This window comes from Gilliamella bombicola (genome assembly GCF_900094945.1).
Classification (GTDB): domain Bacteria; phylum Pseudomonadota; class Gammaproteobacteria; order Enterobacterales; family Orbaceae; genus Gilliamella; species Gilliamella bombicola.
In genome coordinates this window covers 219,382-238,797 of record NZ_FMAQ01000003.1, presented here as the reverse complement: position 1 = coordinate 238,797, position 19,416 = coordinate 219,382, and the positions used below count along the sequence as shown (strand labels likewise).

16 protein-coding genes are annotated in these 19,416 nt (G+C 33.9%); 8 read left to right on the top strand and 8 right to left on the bottom strand.

Features of this window, described 5'->3' with window-relative positions; translation table 11 throughout:
* From tolR to hslU, 4 genes are all read left to right on the top strand, one after another.
* Window positions 1–426, top strand: a complete 426-nt coding sequence (gene tolR, locus GA0061081_RS04945) for a colicin uptake protein TolR (RefSeq protein WP_091347663.1) — start codon at window positions 1–3, stop codon at window positions 424–426.
* Between the two features lie 27 nt (window positions 427–453).
* Window positions 454–1,614 (top strand): cell envelope integrity protein TolA, encoded by a 1,161-nt coding sequence (gene tolA / locus GA0061081_RS04940; protein ID WP_091347659.1) that lies wholly within the window; start codon window positions 454–456, stop codon window positions 1,612–1,614.
* 148 nt (window positions 1,615–1,762) lie between these two features.
* A complete protein-coding gene (gene hslV / locus GA0061081_RS04935) occupies window positions 1,763–2,290 on the top strand; it encodes an ATP-dependent protease subunit HslV (RefSeq protein ID WP_025316169.1) in 528 nt (175 codons plus the stop codon).
* A gap of 23 nt (window positions 2,291–2,313) precedes the next feature.
* Window positions 2,314–3,642, top strand: a complete 1,329-nt coding sequence (gene hslU, locus GA0061081_RS04930; RefSeq protein ID WP_091347655.1) for an ATP-dependent protease ATPase subunit HslU — start codon at window positions 2,314–2,316, stop codon at window positions 3,640–3,642.
* Window positions 3,643–4,385: 743 nt separating this feature from the next.
* Here hslU and asmA read toward each other — a convergent pair.
* The 3 genes from asmA to mltA all read right to left on the bottom strand — a co-directional run bounded on the left by asmA (window position 4,386) and on the right by mltA (window position 8,030).
* On the bottom strand, window positions 4,386–6,266 hold the full coding sequence (asmA, locus tag GA0061081_RS04925; protein ID WP_091347653.1) for an outer membrane assembly protein AsmA: 1,881 nt from the start codon (window positions 6,264–6,266) through the stop codon (window positions 4,386–4,388).
* A gap of 32 nt (window positions 6,267–6,298) precedes the next feature.
* Window positions 6,299–6,880 (bottom strand): dCTP deaminase, encoded by a 582-nt coding sequence (gene dcd / locus GA0061081_RS04920; RefSeq protein ID WP_091347650.1) that lies wholly within the window; start codon window positions 6,878–6,880, stop codon window positions 6,299–6,301.
* 70 nt (window positions 6,881–6,950) lie between these two features.
* Window positions 6,951–8,030 carry a murein transglycosylase A gene (gene mltA / locus GA0061081_RS04915; RefSeq protein ID WP_091347648.1) on the bottom strand — a complete coding sequence of 360 codons (1,080 nt, stop codon included), beginning with the start codon at window positions 8,028–8,030 and terminating at the stop codon, window positions 6,951–6,953.
* A gap of 197 nt (window positions 8,031–8,227) precedes the next feature.
* Between mltA and cycA the strand changes: the two genes are divergently transcribed.
* Window positions 8,228–9,598, top strand: coding sequence for a D-serine/D-alanine/glycine transporter (cycA, locus tag GA0061081_RS04910; protein WP_091347645.1), 1,371 nt, complete (start codon window positions 8,228–8,230; stop codon window positions 9,596–9,598).
* Between the two features lie 49 nt (window positions 9,599–9,647).
* Here the strand turns inward: cycA and GA0061081_RS04905 are convergent, their stop codons facing one another.
* Window positions 9,648–10,673: a TerC/Alx family metal homeostasis membrane protein gene (locus tag GA0061081_RS04905; RefSeq protein ID WP_091347642.1), complete on the bottom strand. Its 1,026-nt coding sequence runs from the start codon at window positions 10,671–10,673 to the stop codon at window positions 9,648–9,650.
* A 182-nt stretch (window positions 10,674–10,855) separates the two neighbouring features.
* Between GA0061081_RS04905 and dacB the strand changes: the two genes are divergently transcribed.
* A complete protein-coding gene (gene dacB, locus GA0061081_RS04900; RefSeq protein WP_091347639.1) occupies window positions 10,856–12,292 on the top strand; it encodes a serine-type D-Ala-D-Ala carboxypeptidase in 1,437 nt (478 codons plus the stop codon).
* A gap of 79 nt (window positions 12,293–12,371) precedes the next feature.
* Here dacB and GA0061081_RS04895 read toward each other — a convergent pair whose 3' ends face one another.
* Both GA0061081_RS04895 and GA0061081_RS04890 read right to left on the bottom strand, forming a co-directional pair.
* On the bottom strand, window positions 12,372–14,207 hold the full coding sequence (locus GA0061081_RS04895) for an ABC transporter ATP-binding protein (RefSeq protein ID WP_091347636.1): 1,836 nt from the start codon (window positions 14,205–14,207) through the stop codon (window positions 12,372–12,374).
* 250 nt (window positions 14,208–14,457) lie between these two features.
* Window positions 14,458–15,147, bottom strand: a complete 690-nt coding sequence (locus tag GA0061081_RS04890) for a LexA family transcriptional regulator (protein ID WP_091347633.1) — start codon at window positions 15,145–15,147, stop codon at window positions 14,458–14,460.
* A gap of 554 nt (window positions 15,148–15,701) precedes the next feature.
* Here GA0061081_RS04890 and GA0061081_RS04885 point away from each other — a divergent pair.
* Both GA0061081_RS04885 and GA0061081_RS04880 read left to right on the top strand, forming a co-directional pair.
* A complete protein-coding gene (locus tag GA0061081_RS04885) occupies window positions 15,702–15,878 on the top strand; it encodes a Sec-independent protein translocase subunit TatA (RefSeq protein ID WP_065637331.1) in 177 nt (58 codons plus the stop codon).
* Window positions 15,879–15,892: 14 nt separating this feature from the next.
* The gene (locus tag GA0061081_RS04880; protein WP_091347627.1) at window positions 15,893–17,077 is read left to right on the top strand and encodes an FAD-dependent monooxygenase; all 1,185 of its coding nucleotides are present in this window, start codon (window positions 15,893–15,895) and stop codon (window positions 17,075–17,077) included.
* Between the two features lie 13 nt (window positions 17,078–17,090).
* Here the strand turns inward: GA0061081_RS04880 and GA0061081_RS04875 are convergent, their stop codons facing one another.
* Window positions 17,091–18,302, bottom strand: coding sequence for an MFS transporter (locus GA0061081_RS04875; protein ID WP_091347624.1), 1,212 nt, complete (start codon window positions 18,300–18,302; stop codon window positions 17,091–17,093).
* A 68-nt stretch (window positions 18,303–18,370) separates the two neighbouring features.
* Window positions 18,371–19,414 (bottom strand): A/G-specific adenine glycosylase, encoded by a 1,044-nt coding sequence (gene mutY, locus GA0061081_RS04870; RefSeq protein WP_091347622.1) that lies wholly within the window; start codon window positions 19,412–19,414, stop codon window positions 18,371–18,373.
* Window positions 19,415–19,416: the final 2 nt, after the last annotated feature.

The window sequence follows — 19,416 nt, the reverse complement described above, 5'->3', positions numbered from 1 at the left end:
ATGAGCAGAAATAGGCGTTCACGTTATTCAACTAAATCTGAAATCAATATAGTCCCTCTACTGGATGTACTATTAGTATTAGTGCTTATTTTTATGGCAACAGCGCCAATTATTAGCCAAAGTGTTGAAGTTGACCTGCCAGAGGCGTCGGAGTCAAAAACGGTTTCGTCTTCAGAAAATAAACCAATTATTATTGAAGTATCTGGTGTGGGGATATATGCACTAATTATTGATCAGGATCGTCAATCTAACTTACCACAAGAGCAGATTGTCGCAGAAGTGAAGCAACAAATGTCATTTAATGACAAAGCTGTTTTTTTAGTCGGTGGGGCTAAAAATGTGCCCTATGAAGAAATTATAAAAGCCTTGAATTTACTACAATCTGCGGGCGTTAAGTCTGTAGGATTAATGACTCAACCAATTTAAATAAAATAATATAGCAAGATGTCAGCAATGTCTTATAAGCCAAATTCAAAATTAAGTATAGCAATTATAATATCCATTATATTACATGTGATTTTAATCATCATTTTGGGGTATCGGGCTCTGCATGATAATGATGCTAACTATGGTAGCGTTAATGGGAATTCTATAGACGCTATTATGGTTGATCCTTCCGTGATGACCGAACAGTATCAAAGACAACTAAAAACGCAAGTTAGTCAAAAACAAGCTGAACAACAAAGACAGCAACAAATAGATAATCAGGCTCGTGAGTTACAAGAGCAACAGCTAGCTCAGCAACAGAGGCTTAAAGAGTTAGAAAGAGAGCGCCTAAGAGTAGAAGAACTACAAAAGAAAGAAGCAGAAGCTGCGGAGGCTGCAAGGGTTGCAAGACAAAAAGAAGAAGCTGATCGCAAAGCGAAAGAGCAGTTAGAAGAACAGCAAAGGCAAGCGGAAAAACAGCGTTTAGAGCAACAGCAAGTTGAGTTAGCAAAACAAAAAGCAGAGCAAGAAGCTAAATTAAAAGCAGAACGAGAATTATTAGAAAAACAGCGTGAAGAAAATCAGCGAAAACAAGAAGAATTAGCGAAACAAAAAGCCGAACATGAAGCTAAAGCAAAAGCTGAACAAGAACTTCTTGAAAAGCAACGAGCTGAAAATGAACGTAAACAAGCAGAACTAGCTAAGCAAAAGGAAGAACAAGCAAAAAAGCAAGCCGCTGAAAAAGCCGCTGCAGAAAAGGCTGCGGCGGATAAAGCTGCAGCTGAAAAAGCTGCAGCCGAAAAAGCAAAAAAAGCAGCACAAGCAAAAAAAGATAAAGAGCTTGATAATTTGTTAGGTGGGCTAACATCAGGCACACCCAGTCCATCAGGTGGTGCAGCCAGCCGTAAAGGTGTTTCAGATGGAGAACTCGATAAATATAAATCTTTAGTTCAAAATGCTATCAGCAATAAATTTATTAATCCTAATAAGTTATATAGTGGTCGAAATTGTATATTAGAAATTCAAATAGCGCCGGATGGCTTATTACTTAGCGTTAGTGCAAAAGGTGGTGATGACGCATTATGTCGAGAGGCACTTGCAGCGACTAAGCAAGCAGTAATTCCAAAGCCTGCAAGTTCGTTTTACAATCAAGTAAAAACGATGACAATTGACTTTCAACCGAAATGATTTTTATACGTAAATACGATGTTTTCTAAAAAATTTTTACAATAAATTACCTATATCTGTAAATGTAAATGTTGAAATTACATTAATCATCCCAATATATCCTCTATTCATTCTGAATCAAGTTTTTAAGTAAAAGAAGGAGCAGAACATGACAACAATTGTCAGTGTCCGTCGTGAGGGGCAAGTCGTTATCGGTGGTGATGGCCAAGTCACGTTAGGCGAACGTATTATTATGAAAGGTAATGCTCGTAAAGTTCGTCGTTTATATAATAACAAAGTGATTGCAGGTTTTGCCGGTGGTACTGCTGATGCTTTTACTCTATTTGAGCTATTTGAGCGAAAATTAGAAATGCACCAAGGACATTTAACCAAAGCTGCTGTTGAACTAGCTAAAGATTGGCGAACTGATAGAATGCTACGTAAACTAGAAGCGTTACTTGCTGTTGCTGACGAAAGTGCATCACTGATTATTACAGGGACTGGTGATGTTATTCAACCAGAAGATGATTTAATTGCTATTGGTTCTGGTGGTCCTTATGCGCAAGCAGCGGCTCGGGCTTTATTAGATAATACCTCACTTTCTGCACATGATATTGTGCAAAAATCATTATCGATTGCTGGTGATATTTGTGTTTATACTAATAATTTCCAAACAATCGAAGAACTTAATTATTAATCTGATTTAAGAGAAATTTAACTATGTCTGAAATGACTCCTCGTGAGATTGTAAGCGAATTAAACCAACACATCATAGGACAAGATAAAGCTAAACGTTCTGTAGCTATAGCATTGCGTAATCGCTGGCGTCGGATGCAGCTAGATGAAACATTGCGTCATGAAGTTACGCCTAAAAATATACTGATGATTGGTCCAACTGGTGTGGGTAAAACTGAAATAGCAAGACGCTTAGCAAAATTGGCTCGTGCGCCATTTATTAAAGTAGAAGCGACTAAATTTACTGAAGTTGGTTATGTGGGAAAAGAAGTAGATTCAATTATTCGTGACTTAACCGACTCAGCGGTAAAAATGATCCGTCAGGAAGCAATGGAGCGAAATCGTAATCGAGCGGAAGAACTTGCTGAAGATCGTATTTTAGATGTGCTTGTGCCACCAGCTAAAGATGGTTGGGGACAAGTTGAAGATAATCATAATTCAACAGCAAGGCAAGCTTTTCGTAAAAAATTACGTGAAGGTTCTCTTGACGATAAAGAGATAGAAATTGAGTTAGCTGGTGTGAATATCGGTGTTGAAATTATGGCTCCTCCAGGTATGGAAGAGATGACAAACCAATTACAATCAATGTTTCAAAATTTAGGTGGACAAAAAACTAAACCACGTAAAATGAAGATTAAAGATGCGTTTAAACAGCTTATCGAAGAAGAGGCTGCTAAATTGGTTAATCCTGATGAACTTAAGCATGAAGCGATTGAAGCGGTTGAGCAAAACGGAATTGTTTTTATTGATGAGATAGATAAAGTCTGTAAACGAGGTAACTCTTCAGGTCCAGATGTTTCACGTGAGGGTGTACAACGAGATCTTTTACCATTGGTTGAAGGTTGTACTGTGTCGACTAAACACGGGGCTGTTAAAACAGATCACATCTTGTTTATTGCATCAGGTGCTTTTCAAACTGCCAATCCATCTGATTTAATTCCTGAATTGCAAGGTAGATTGCCAATTAGAGTGGAATTACAGGCACTGACTAGCGAAGATTTTGAACGTATTTTAACTGAACCGAACGCTTCACTTACTGTGCAGTATAAAGCGCTAATGGCAACGGAAGGCGTTAATATAGATTTTACTCCTGATGGTATTCGTAAGATTGCAGAATCAGCATGGCAAGTGAATGAGCAAAATGAAAATATTGGTGCTCGTAGATTGCATACTGTATTAGAGCGTTTGATGGAAGAAGTTTCATTTGAGGCTAGTGAACTTGATGGACAAACTGTCACAATTGATGCTAAATATGTTGGCGATCATTTAGATAAACTTGTTGCAGATGAAGATTTAAGTAAGTTTATTTTATAAATAGCTTAGATATTAGGTATATAAAGGTGAGTTTTTCTCATCTTAAATTGCTATAAACCCCGAGATAATTCGGGGTTTATTTTTTTATTTGGATTTTACAATTTTGGGACAAGATAACCTAAAAAAGAAATAAAAATAGCTTTATTATTGTTTTTTTATATTTTGAGTAGGGTTACTACAAGTCAACTAACGAAAATCCAATACTATCGATATCTACTTAGTTATTAGCAAATGACAAACGGGAGCTATCTAGCATCAAACCCATATAAGGATGGAAGATGAGCAGATCACAAGGATATGTGTGTATCTGTATTGTACCTATTCAATGTTGCATAATAAATAATTTTTCTATAAATAAAAAATTAAATAAAATCAATACCTTTTCTGACTGATTTTGGTTGGGAATAAAACCGTTTTTTATTAGCTATAGGTAATTATTGAGTTTGATTCGGCAGGGGTTAGAGCTTTTGAGCTTTTTGGGAACAGTTTAGTTTTTGTGTATTAAAAATACCTAAAAGCAATTTACTAACATAGTGTTGAGCTTGTTTGCTAGATTTTATGTTAAAAAAACTTATTAAGGCTATAAAAACAGAGTTACTAGTTCACAAATAAATTTAAAATTAATGGATTTGTAATTTTACGGACAAAATGCTTTTGATTGTTTTTTTATTTAATAGTTGAGTTGAATCAAAAACTCGCTAAAAGCGAGCTTTTGATTAGTAAGCAATTTGAGTTTTTTATTATTACTTTTTGAGCAATCCATCTAATATATCAATGGCTTTGGATTTAGATTTTGAGTGATCTTTAGCATCACGATTTTCTAATTTATCACGAAGTTTGTCTAATCGCTCTTGTAATTTATCGCTTAGTATATCTGTGATTAATTTACCCATATCTATTTGGTAACGAAGATTAGCAAATTGCCCATAAATACGTAATGGTATTGTCAACTTTTGCAGTTTTCCAATTGTTTCGCTTTTGCCGTTCCAACCGCCAAACATTTTTAAATTCAAATTAATATCCAAATCTCGATTTAATATTCCAACCCTTCCTGAGCCATTAATGACATCAAGTGTTTCAGAACTCGCACTTAGTGTAGAAAATTCCAAGTTACCTTGTTTCAAATAGGCATTGGTAGAAATTTTATGAAATTGCGTATATTTTTCTTGATTTTCAGGTGTTATGACATCTTTTGAATATTGTGCTGCTGCATTTTGGATAATACTTTGAATATTCATATTTTTGAGTTTTGCATTGGTCACAACAATATCTAGATTTCCTTGTAAGTTGGCTAACAGTTTGGAACCCGATAAACTGTTACTTTCTAAATCTCCAGTAGCGTTAAATAAACCATCTAGATCATTTTCGGTATTTATTTGATTAAAAAATGTGTTTAAATTAATATTTGTTATCTTAGAATTAAGCTTGATTAGCGTATTTTTTTGTTTACCATTTGCTACACCAGTTGCATCTATATGACCGTTAGCAAAATCTAAACTAATATTTTTAAATATTGCAATACCGTCATTATTTGTAATATCAACGTCAATTTTGTTTAATATTATTTTGTTGGCATTGAACTGTTTGATATTTAACTTAGCTTTAGCATTAAAAGTATTTAGAAAGCTTAATTCATTAGTGGTTTTTGTGATATTTGATACCACGGGTGATGTTTGTTGGTTAGCTATCTTTTCATTCGATTTTTCATCTATTTCCAAAATCGAAGAGAGATCGATTTTATCCGAATTTAACTGCAAATCGATATACGGTTTATTAGATAAATCGGCATTGATAGTACCAGTAACATGATTTTCATTAATTGAAAAAGATAAATTTTGGCTGTTTAATAACATTGGAGTCTGTTGGTAGTTAAATACACCATTAATACTACCTTTTAACTCTTTTGCTGAATTAGTAATGCCTTTATAGGTAAAATCTAACTTTTTTAAGTCGATTGTAGTTTGTTCTGGAAATTGATTTAAATCAACAGAAGCGTTAGCTATATAATATATATCTTGCTGATTTTTATCTATATTTCCTTTTAGATTGATGGAGATGTTTTTATCTTTGTTTTGTTCTATTACTAAATTAATATTTCTAAAGTTAATAAGATCATCATTATGTTGCAATACTACAGTGCTATCAGCAATTTCAAATTTATTTAGGTTAAATTCCCAATTAGATGAACTTTTTTGATCTTTTAAATCAGTAGGCCCATTAGTGATAGTATTCGAGGGTTTTTCAACTTTGTTTTTTGCAATATTACCTTTACTTTCATCGGTAATGTTGATGATTGCTGATTTTATAAATACATTTTTAACTGATAATTTTTTTGAAAAAAGAGGCAGTAATTCAACATCTAATCTCATATTATCTGCAGTTAAAATGGGTTTTTGGGAGCCATTATCGGATAGTTTTACTGAGTCAGTTAAAATACTTACTTGTGGCCATATGTGCCAGCGCAAATTACCATCGATAGATAATTCATAACCTGTTTTATCTTTTACCGTATTAGAAATAAATCCACGAAAATTGTTAGGATCGACAAAAACAATAAGAGAAACAATACTAATTGTGATAACTAAAATTAAAATAAGTAAAGTAACCAATATTTTTTTGATCATATTAATATTCCTTTTTTAAGGTTATAAACCGTTTAGTCTTTATCAATACGACTGGCGACAGCACCATGTTGGTCTTTATATTTAGCATCTTGTCTTCGGTTATATGGTCTTGAAGCTGGTCCTGTTAGTGTTTCAAAACTGAGTGCGCCGATGGTCATTCCTGGTCTAAGTGCTAATGGAATTTTTCCTGAATTGTAAAATTCTAATACAATTTGTCCTTGCCAACCAGGGTCGATTCGATGGGCTGTAACGTGAACCATAAGTCCTAACCTAGCAAGCGATGAACGTCCATCTAACCAACCAACCAAATCGTCAGGAATAGTGACTGATTCTAATGTTACCGCTAATGCTAATTCACCTGGATGTAAGTAAAAGGCATCACCTTCGGGTAATACCATTTCTTCACTCATCACACGTTCTAGTACTGCAGATACTTCTTCTTTAGGTCCACTTAAATCTATATAAGGTGTAGTATGTTCTCGAAAAGTTCGAAATTGGTTACCTAATCTAACATCAACGGTTGCACCATTAATACAGCTAGCTGCCGGTTGTGGAGTTATTTTTAATTTACCATTTTGTAAGTACGCTTCAATATCTCGGTCGCATAATCTCATGGGTGATCCTTAATTCAACTCGTATTGTGTTATTTTAACAGGTTCTTCTAATGGCGTCGATGCTAGTCGTTTAAGGTTTGATCACCCATGCACGGCCATAGTGGTTATAATACCCAGCTAATTTACCCGCTTTATCCCCAATACCTAAATAAAGGTCAAAATGGTGTCCTTTAATTGCGCCACCTACATCAAGTGCAACCATTAAACGAGTCTCTCTTCTACCGCGATATTGGCCATCGTTATCAAGGAGGGGTACATCAACTAATACCACCGAACCAATTGGTATTAGTGATTTATCAGAGGCGATAGATGCATTAGCAACTAAAGGTACTGCAGCAGCCCCTTTTACTTCAGCATTGTGTTGTGGTTTAAAAAAAATAAATGAGCGGTTTTGAATTAATAGTTCTTTCAGTTTTTTTTCACTTTTATTTTTAGCCCAATCTTTGATAGCTTGTATCGACATTTTTTCTTTTTCGATTTCACCTTGTTCTACTAGTAATCTTCCAATGCTTGAATAGCCATGACCATTTTTACCACCATAGCAGAAGAAGACTAAAGGGGAACCATCTTCGAAATCAATATAGGCACTGCCTTGCACTTCCATGATGAAGTTATCCATTAAAGAGTTACTATAAGCGATTTCAAGCCCTTTCCCTGACAATGCTCCATTATAAATTTGTTCACGGCTTGGCAATCTTCCTTTTATTGTTTTGGGGGGCATTTTATAAATTGGGTATTTGAATTCTGCAGTAGGGGTATGTCTTGCTTTAATCACAGGAGTGTAATAACCCGTTAAATGTACGTTACCATAGCCGTCTTGCCCAGCCATTTCATAGCTATTTAATCCGACTTTTTTAAATTCACTGGTGCTTAATGAGCGGTTAATCCAAGCATCGATAGCTTTATATATATGCTCATTTTTTTGATATAAAGATGGTGATATTTCTTTAATTTTTGAAACTTGGATAATATAGTCAGAAATGTTAATAGGGGCGGACAGTTGTGGATGGCTGATATTGAGAGGTAATGGTAATTTTCCATCTCTATATTCCTTTCCTTCATTTTTATTGCTTTGACAACCGCTCAATAGTGATAACATAATAAAAAAGCATAAAGCATAAAAACGATAGTAATGGTTGTTTTCTTTCATCTTAGTCATTAATTATAATAAGTTCTCAAACATAGAATGCTATGCTACAAGATTCTATTATAAGAAACTACAGATAATTATTACGAATCTATAAAAAGTTTTCATAAAGATTCAGCTTGCGATTTTATTTTATAGACTTTATAGTCCTATACTCTTAGAAAATCGAGAAATTGTGAAAAAAAAAGGAAATAATAGCGATGAGCATTACATCCTCAAAGCATGATCTAAAACGTAACCTTTCTAACCGTCATATTCAATTAATTGCAATTAGTGGTGCAATTGGTACTGGCTTATTTATGGGCTCAGGAAAGACAATTAGCCTTGCTGGACCTTCTATTATTTTTGTGTATATGATTATTGGTTTTATCCTTTTTTTTGTTATGCGTGCGATGGGTGAAATCCTTCTTTCTAATTTGAAGTACAAGTCTTTTAGTGATTTTGCCAATGACCTTTTAGGTCCTTGGGCTGGATTTTTTACTGGTTGGACTTATTGGTTTTGCTGGGTGGTTACAGGAATTGCGGATGTTATTGCAATTGCTGGATATGCGCAACATTGGTTTCCTGAATTGCAATCTTGGATACCAATGTTATTGACTGTTGTCTTGCTATTAACTTTAAATTTATTAACCGTAAAAATGTTTGGTGAGACAGAGTTTTGGTTTTCAATGATTAAGATTGTTGCAATTTTAGCACTGATTGGTATTGGGCTAATACTTATTATAACCGCTTTCCATTCCGAACAAACAGATACTACAGCAGCATTTTCGAATCTATGGGAGTACGGAGGATTTTTTCCTCATGGTACTATGGGCTTTTTTGCTGGATTTCAAATTGCTATTTTTGCTTTTGTGGGAATTGAATTAGTTGGCACAACTGCAGCGGAAACAGTCGATCCGAACAAAAATTTGCCTCGTGCTATTAACTCTGTGCCAGCACGTATTATCTTTTTCTATGTTTTTGCTTTAATCATTATTATGAGTGTCACACCTTGGACGTTAATTTCCCCAAATAAAAGCCCGTTCGTTGAATTATTTACTTTAATTGGTTTACCAGCGGCTGCAAGTATTATTAATTTCGTAGTACTTACATCAGCTGCATCTTCCGCTAATAGCGGTATTTACTCAACAAGCAGAATGCTATTTGGACTTGCTAAAAAACAAGATGCGCCAGAGCCTTTTGGAAAATTATCAAGTCGTTCAGTGCCGGCTAATGGTTTAGTATTTTCGTGTGCTTGTTTATTTGGTGGTGTAGTTTTGATTTACTTAGTGCCTAATGTTATGGAAGCTTTTACTATAGTAACTACAATTTCGGCTATTTTATTTATGTTTATTTGGTCGATGATTCTTATTTCTTATATTGCTTATCGTTGTAAAAAAGTAAACTTGCATGAACAATCCCAATTTAAAATGCCTGGTGGTATTTTGATGTGTGTTGTCTGTTTAGTGTTTTTTGCTTTCGTGATTGTGTTACTTACTTTCGAGGCAGATACCCGCCAAGCATTACTGGCAACACCTATTTGGTTTGTTATTTTAGGTGTGAGCTATTTTATTCGCTCGTTAAAACGATAATAAATCTAAACTTAAAATGGCAGGGACCCTGCCAATATTGTTATTGCTATTATTGAGCTTTATTCTTTTCTGGCCATATAATACTGGCAATAATACCCAAAGCTAGTATGCCTAAAACGATATAAAGACTTGTGCTTGGATAGATATCAATACCATATCCAAATAAATGGTTGCTTGCATTTAAAGCTAATTTTCCGGCAATAAAAAAGAGTAAGCAGATAACCGCTTTACCAAGGTGAACTAAATACTGTTTCATGGCTTGTAAAATAAAGTACATAGTTCTAAGACCTAAAATAGCAAAGATCATAGCACTATAGACGATTAATGGTTCTTGGCTGACAGCGATTACTGCAGGAACTGAATCAAAGGCAAACATAACATCACTTAGTTCGATTACAATAATACATAAAAACAATGGTGTAGCATAAAAATTACTTTTAGGTATTGTATCAAATAAATTTTTGTTTTCAGGTTTTGTAAGCTCTGTATCAAGTTGTTTTTGAGATAATAAAAAGTGGTGGCCGACAATTTTGGGATAAGATGGAAAAATACGTTTGGCTATACGAAACGCAAAGTGATTTGAGTAATCTTTGATATCTTGGTCATTGTCTTGATTTTTCAACATCATAATTCCTGTGCAAGCAACTAAGATTGAAAATACAAATTCCATCCAAGGACCCAAATATAACAAACCTGTACCAATTACGACAAATATGGCGCGAAATATAATAGCACCAATAACTCCCCAATAAAGTAAGCGATGACGATAGTTATTTGGTACTGCAAACCACGAAAAAATAGCCATAATCACAAACAAATTATCAACTGATAATGCTTTTTCAAGGACATAACCTGTAATAAATAAGCTGGCTATAGCACTGCCATGATGAAGGTACAAATATAGTGCAAACACCAATGCAATGATTATCCAAAATAGTGACCAAACAATGGCATTGCTTAAACTAATTTGTTTATCGTTATGGTGAGCATATAAATCAATAATAATTGCGGCCAAGGCTAGCCCACTAAATACTAATATAGTTTCTATTGGAAAGCCTAATGAATCTTGAATCATAATTATATTACCTAATATTAATAGCTATATGGAGTGAATTTTGTGTTTTGGTTATATTGAATTATTCAATAAATAATAATTATAAAAGCGGTTGAGTATATATTGCTAGCTAAATCAAAAAAAGTTATATTTGCAACTTACATTTAACTGTTTTTAGTTAATACAATTTTGAGCTAAAATTCATGACAAAATTTAAAATAATTATTTTATTTCTTCTTCCTTTTTTTACAGGATTCTTGTATGCACTCTCGGTAGAGCCCTATATATCTTCTTTGCCTAAGGGAAGCGATTTATCTATTTTGGTTCAATCTGTAGAAAGTAAACCTAAGACTTTAGCAAAATATAAAAGTGATCAGTTCAAACAGCCTGCAAGTACTCAAAAGGTGATAACAGCCTTAGCCGCAGAGCTTGAATTAGGGCGTGATTTCCGATTTATAACTCGTATGCAAACCAATGGTTCAATAAGTAATAAACAGTTAAATGGTGATCTTATTATTCAATTAAGCGGAGATCCAACATTTACCCGAGAAAAATTAAAAAATATGATTATTGAACTGCGTAAAAAAGGTATTGAAAAAATTGCAGGAAATGTGATTTTAGATACTTCAATATTTACCAGTCATGATAAAGCTGAGGGGTGGTCGTGGAATAATTTAACAGCTTGTTACAGTGCTCCGCCATCGGCAGCGATTATTGATGATAATTGTTTCTATGCATCAGTGATACCAGGTAAAATCGGGGGTCAAGCTACGATATCTACGTCGTCTAACATTCCTGTCCAGGTGACGGGAAATGTGAAAACCATAGCTAAAAATAGTAAAGATATTAATGATAAGTATTGTGAGTTAGATGTTACCTATTCAGATAAAAATCGTTACCATCTGTCGGGATGCATTGCTGCAAGCTCAGATAAAACAGCGTTAAAATTTGCGGTAATTAATGGGGTGGAGTATTTTTCTACTATTTTAAAAAATGAGCTTAAACAGCAAAAAATAACGTATACAGGTTCACTTTTAGAACATAATCAAAGAGCTAATACTCAGTTGACTTTATTAGCATCTAGCCAATCAGAACTGCTTTCTGAGCTGTTAACGGTAATGCTTAAAAAATCAAATAATTTATATGCAGATGCCATTTTTAGAACGTTAGGTGCTCATTATTATAACGTTCAAGGTACATGGCGTAATGGTGGTGATGCTGTTAAGCAAATTTTACTCAAAAAAGCAGGTATTAATCTTGAGAACTTAGTTATTGTTGATGGTTCTGGGTTATCTAGATTAAACTTGGTAAGTGCTGATAAATTAATGGAAATTTTGCAATACATTGCTGCCCATAATACGCAATTAAGGATTATTGAAATGTTACCAATTGCCGGGGTTGATGGTACGTTGCAAAATCGTAAGAGTTTTAATCAAGCGCCTTTTAAAGAGACAATACGAGCTAAAACTGGTTATATTCAAGGATGCTATAATTTAGCTGGATTTATCCAAAAATCTGATGGTAAATATGTGGCTTTCGTGCAGTTACTATCAGGTTATCACGCCGATAGTCAAAGCGAACCCCAAAACAGTGCCATTATGCGTTTTGAATCGGAGTTTTATAAAAATTTTATTAACTAATAATTCCGTAAGAAGGACACATAAGTTTTATCTAAAATGAATATGTGTCCTAAAAATTATTTACTAGTAAAGCATAAAATTAGATATTAGCTGCTAAGAATCCGCCGCTTTGATGTTTCCAAAGTTGTGCATATAATCCATTTTTCATAAGTAACTCTTGGTGTGTTCCTTGCTCAATGATTTTTCCTTGATCTAGTACGACTAATCTATCCATTGCTGCAATGGTTGATAGCCGGTGAGCAATGGCAATGACGGTTTTACCTTCCATTAAAGAGTATAAGCTTTCTTGGATTGCTTGTTCAATTTCAGAATCCAGCGCACTTGTTGCTTCATCTAATAATAAAATAGGAGCATTTTTTAGGATAACGCGAGCAATTGCAATACGTTGTCTTTGCCCGCCAGATAATTTTATGCCTCGCTCACCAACAAATGCGTCATACCCAGTTCTACCTTTTGCATCAATTAGTGTTTGAATAAAGTTATCAGCATGTGCTTTTTGGGCGGCTTCAATCATTTGCTCGTCGGTTGCGTAATTGTTACCATAGAGTAAGTTTTCTCGCACTGTTCGATGCAATAATGAGGTATCTTGTGTCACCATACCAATTTGAGCTCGTAGGCTTTCTTGGCTAACAGTCGTAATATCTTGTCCATCAATAACAATTTTGCCACTTTGTAAATCGTAAAAGCGAAGTAATAAATTGATAAGTGTTGATTTACCTGCTCCTGAACGACCAACTAATCCTATTTTTTCACCAGATTTAATTGTTAAATCTAAATTTTCAATGACTGAATGACTCTGTTTTTTATCATAGGAAAAATAAATGTGTTTAAATTCAATTTTTCCTTGAGTAACATTAAGTGATGTTGCATTGGGTTGATCAACAACTGTTTTAGTTGCTGAAAAAGTATTAATACCATCTTTAACAACCCCAATATTTTCAAATAGGGCAGCCATTTCCCACATGATCCAGTGTGAAAAACCATTTAAACGAAGTGCAACAGCCGTTGTTGTCGCAATTGCACCAACACCAATGAACTGATTTATCCATAACCACAATGCAACGCCTGTTGTGCTTAGTACTAACAAAATAGACAATAAATGATTAACAATTTCAAAACTACTGACTAGGCGCATCTGTTTGTTTACAGTAACTAAAAACTCATCCATTGATTCTTGCGCATATTTTGCCTCATTGCCTGCATGAGAAAATAGTTTTACGGTCATAATGTTGGTATAGGCATCAGTCACTCGTCCTGTCATCGTAGAGCGAGCATTAGCCTGCATACTAGCGACTTTACTTAATCGGGGAATAAAATAATACATAGTAATGCCATAAATCAGACACCAACACATAAATGGCATTAATAACCAAATATCTAATTGGCCGATGATTGTTGCCATAGTAATAAACGAGATTAGGACATAGATGAAAATATCCGCTACTAAGAAACACGTATCGCGAACCGCTAGTGCTGTTTGCATGACTTTTGCTGATATTCTTCCAGCAAATTCATCTTGAAAAAAGCGCATACTTTGGTTAAGTACTAACCTATGTAGATTCCAGCGCATTCGCATTGGAAAATTTCCTGCTAGGCACTGATGTTTAATAATAGTTTGTAGTCCAATAATAATTGTACTGGATAGGATGATTAAGGTTAATAGTATTAATGTTGTTTTTTCTTGTTGCCAAAATTTGCTAGGTTCAACAATCGCAAGCCAATCAATAACTTTACCGAGGGCTGCGTATAAAAAGGCTTCAAAAGCTCCACCTAACGCGCTAAAAATAATTAATAGTAGTAAAAATAAACGAGTTCCTTCAGTTGATTGCCATATGAAACTAAAAAAATTTTTAGCCATAGGACGAGGTTCATCTGTCGGATAAGATGACACCAATTTTTCAAAAAATCGATACATGTTAGGCCTAATTAATAATAAGATTATTTATTGATAATATTATAAATAATATAGAAAAAAGGGGGTAATGCAAATAACTATAAATTAATTTTGCACTAATATGCTCCATGAAATTTAACAAACATAAATTAACTATCTAGCTGTTATTATTTAAGTTATAAACATCAAAGAAATTAGTAGGGAATAAAATGTTTAATATTCCCTCGTTTTTTATTATATCTCGAAAGTTAATATATAGCGATTAAAGACATTAATAAATATCTTTAATGATAAGTACAACACGTCCAACAATATGATATTTATGAAAGTCTGCTTTTGGTACTTCAATTGTAGGGTGTTGGCTATTGTTACAAATTAACAGCCACCCATCGAGAGTTAAACGTACTTTTCTTAAGAAAGTAATATCTTCATATTCAATTAAATAGATTGCTCCATCAACGATATCACTCACTTCAGTGTTAAGGATTAGACCGTTATTATTTTTTATTTCTGGTGACATTAAATCACCTTTGGCCCAATATATAATTAATTTTTTAGCATCTAAACCACGGTGTTTAACCCAACCTTCAATAATAGGATAATTCATTACCGGAGGGGTTTCTCTAACAAAACGTTCTTTTTGTGCCTCTTCTTTTGTTGGTAGCTGTTTTTTATAAACAGGAATACGATAAATATTTTCATTGTAAACATCTTCATCATTTTTGGAGTCTACAAATTCTAGTCTATGTCCCGTAGCAAGCCAATTAAAAGAAACATTACATTTTTCAGCAATAACTTCTAAGCGCGTCAGTGATGGGTATGTTTTTCCCGATAAATAATCTCGGATTACTGTTTCTGACATATCACATTTTTTAGCGAAAGCAGAAACAGATAAACCTTGCATTGAGCTATGTAATCTATCTTTGAAAGTTTTAACATTATTATTTTTAATTGCATTCATCTTTGACTCATTATTTCTTGCACAAGTTGATTGATTATAGTGTATTTTTAAATAATTTTGTACACATCCATAATATAGAAAATTAATGAAATCCTTTTTATTTTTTTGTTTCTGTGAATTGTTTAAAAAAACATAATTTGATTTTTTTCTGTTTTTGTTGCGTGCTTTTTCATTTTAATTTGTTTATTTTAATGTTTATATTTATTTTTTCAAGTTAATGTTGATATTGATCAAATGTTGTATTTTTCATTTATTTATTTGTTTTTGTTTGATTTGTATGTTTTTTTGTTATGCTGTGGCTAAATAAATAAAAAAATAAAAACGTTGACTAATGAGAAAAAAAACGGATAATAAGAAGGGTAAGGATTTTTCATTGTTTTCTTTCCTTATATTCCTTATATTTCATGTTGGCCTGTATAGTTTTATACAGGTCTTTTTTTTGTTCTTGAACTATTCATGAAATCCCATCATAAAAATAGTATAATAATATGCTATAAAATCTGTTTTAAGGCCTATCCTAAATAGAGACTTGTATTTATTGAGAGGAGTTTATTATGTCTTTTAGTATTCCACATCTTTTAGTGTTTCTTGCTGTAGTTATTTTATTATTTGGTACCAAAAAATTACGTAATTTAGGTTCAGATCTTGGTTCAGCATTGAAAGGCTTTAAAAAAGCGATGAATGATGACGAAGTGGAATCAAAAAATGATGATAAGTTAGATAATAAATAGATGTAATTATTGGTATGAATATTCAATTTGATGTGGCAATTGTAGGTGGAGGGTTAGTGGGGTTAGCGACAGCCTGCGCACTTAGTCAATATGCACTAAACATAGCAATTATAGATGCTAAAATCCATCAGCATGGATCATTGCCACATGGTGAAATAGGTATTAGAGCTTCAGCTATTAATGGCGCAAGTCAACGGTATTTTTCGCAAATCGGTATATGGGATGATCTGTGCGCTAGTCGACGTGTACAAGAGTTTAACGAAATAGGTGTATGGGAAAAATATGGTCAAGCTCATTTGTCTGCTCATGCTAAAGATTATGGTTATTCAAATCTTGGATATATAATCGAAAATAATGTTATTTCTCATTATCTTTACCAATATGCTAAAAAGTGTTCCAATATTCATTTTTATAATTTTGAAGCAATTGATTGTACATTTAATGACGATTTTGCCTTTTTGACACTTGCAGATAAAACTGTTTTACAATCTAAATTAATGATTGGTGCTGATGGTGCTCATTCTTGGGTACGTAGATGCAAAAATATTCCTGTTTTTGAACGAGATTATCTTCATCATGCTGTTATTACAACTGTTGAAACTGAGTATCCACATCAATCTTGTGCTAGACAAGTGTTTTATCCTAATGGGATTATCGCTTTTCTTCCGCTTTGGGATGCCAATAAAAGTTGCTTAGTTTGGTCGACTAAACCTGATAATGCGGCAAATTTAACCTCGCTTTGTGAATCTGAATTTTCAAATCAATTATTAGCGTTAACGGGCGATAAAGTAGGCAAATGCCAATTAATTAATCCGCGCATGGTATTTCCATTAAAAGCGCGTTTTGCAAAACAATTTATTAAACATCGCTTAGTTCTGATTGGTGATGCTGCACACACTATTCATCCTTTAGCTGGACAAGGCGTGAATTTAGGGTTTCAAGACTCCGCTTTATTAGTTTCGACAATTAAACAATTAATTGACACACAAAAAGATATTGGACTTGTAAATAATTTAAAGTCATTTGAGTTTAACCGTCGTAAAGATACGTTAGTGATGCTCACAGCCATGAGAACAATTCAAGATATGTTTAATGGAGATAATGTGCTGAAAAAGACATTAAGAACCATTGGCATGAATGCTATTAATCACAGTTCACTATTAAAAAAACAATTGATCAAATACGCTATGCATATTTGATTTAGGTCAACATTTAGTTAATGTGATTTTTGTCAAAAAGTTTCAGGTAGCAATGCGTTTTAGTATAAAAAAGCCAGCATATGATGCCTAATATTGCTAAAGACGTGCTTGCTATGATTATCGCTATCCATCCGTAATGACTAAATAAATAGGTCGAACCCACAGATCCTAGCATTCCGCCAATAAAATAGCATACCATATAACCTGTATTCATTCGGCTGCGTGCTTCGGGTCTGATTTGATAAATAGCATTCATATTCGACACATGGGTAACTTGTACGGCTAAATCTAACAAAATTACGCCGAAAATTAAGGCGAAAATTGAAAATTGCGCTAACGATAGGGGTAACCAAGCTAACAGCAATAAACATAATCCAATAGTGGTTGCAATAAAACCTTTGCCTTTGTCTGATAATTTTCCCACTATTGGTGATCCCATTGCACCAGCCGCACCAGCAAGTCCAAATAAGCCAATAATAAAATCAGAATAGTGGTATGGTGCATTAGTTAGTAAGAAAGCAAGAGGTGTCCATAATAGTGAAAATAGTGCAAACGATATAATGGCTAATAGTGAACGAATTCTAAGTGTTGGCTCTTGTTTATATAATAAAGCAATCGACCATAACAGCTTAAAATAATTAATGTTAATATCGCAACGGTAACTGGGTAGCGAAGCCCAGAGTAATAGCGTCACAATGGCCATAATACCTGTTGCAATCCAATACACATCATGCCAATCGGCAATGGTTGAAATGGCACCCGCAAAAGTTCGACCTAATAAAATACCTAGTAACATACCACTCATTAATGTGCCTACAATTTTACCACGATGTTCTGGTCTTGATAATGTAGCTGCAAAAGGAATTAAGACTTGTGCTACCGTTGAAAATAACCCTGTCATAGCTGTGCCTATTATAAGCATCCATATATTTTGAGATAAAGCGCTTACCATAAGTCCACAAGTGGATAATATCATTAAAATAATAATCAATCTTTTACGCTCTAGTTTATCACCAAGTGGTGTGATAAAAAGTAAGCCCACAGCATAACTAAATTGGGCAACCATAATGATTGATCCTGCATTTTCTACTTTTATATGCAGATTATTTGTAATTGAATGTAATAGCGGCTGAGCATAATAATTGCTAGCTATAGTAATACCAATAGCAAAAGCCATTAAAAAGACTAAGTAGCCAGATAAGCTTTGATGTTGTTTGTTTTGCATAACTTAATAGAGTAAAAAATAATGAGTAATTATATACTAAAAATAATGTAGATTCTGATAAAGAGGCGTTAATAAGTCGTTTGTTTTAATAAGTTATAAACAGGTGTTGCTAACCCTATTTTGGCATTGTCAGAGTTAAGATTATACCAATAGCCACAAGATTCATCCCAACATTTTGTATAATTAGTGATAACACAATGGATAGGAATAATATCTAAGTGAAAATGGCTAAAGGTGTGGCGAAAAGCAATAAGTTGCTTTGGTTTTGTTGTTTCAATGCCTTGTTCTTTTAACCAGTCAGTTAATGCTTGCTTACTTGAAAACTGAGGTAAACAATATAGTCCTCCCCAAATACCCGATGGTGGTCTTTTTTCTAGCCAAATAGCTTGATGATATTCAAGCATTAAAAAATAGGCTGTTTTTTCAGGAATAGTCTTTTTAGGTTTTGGGGCTGGATATTGTTGCCAAGTTTCATTTTTATAGGCAAGGCAATGATTATGTAAAGGACATAAAGTGCACTTAGGTTTAGTGCGAGTACAAACCATTGCCCCAATATCCATCATAGCTTGATTAAATTTTGCAACCTCTTTTTGAGGGGTAACTTGCTCACTCAATTGCCAAAGCTTATTTTCGACAGTTTTAATACCCGGCCAGCCTTTAACTGCAAAATATCGGGTTAAAACACGTTTTACATTGCCATCTAAAATTGGATAATGCTGATTTTGTGAAAGTGATAAAATTGCTCCTGCAGTTGAACGCCCAACACCGGGTAGGGCGATGACGTCGTCAAATTGTGTAGGGAACACGCCATTAAACTGTTCGGCAATCATTTGTGCTGCTTTATGTAAATTGCGCGCTCTTGCATAATAGCCAAGCCCTGTCCAAAGATGCAACACATCATCAATTGGTGATGTTGCTAGGTCAGTTACCTTGGGAAATTGTTCAATAAAACGGTTAAAGTAAGGGATTACCGTTGCAACTTGAGTTTGTTGCAACATCACTTCTGATAACCAAACATGATAAGCGCTTTTTTCAATTTGCCAAGGTAGCGATTTTCTACCGTACTGTTCATACCAATTAAGTACAGCTTGCGAAAACTGTTGCATAGTCATAG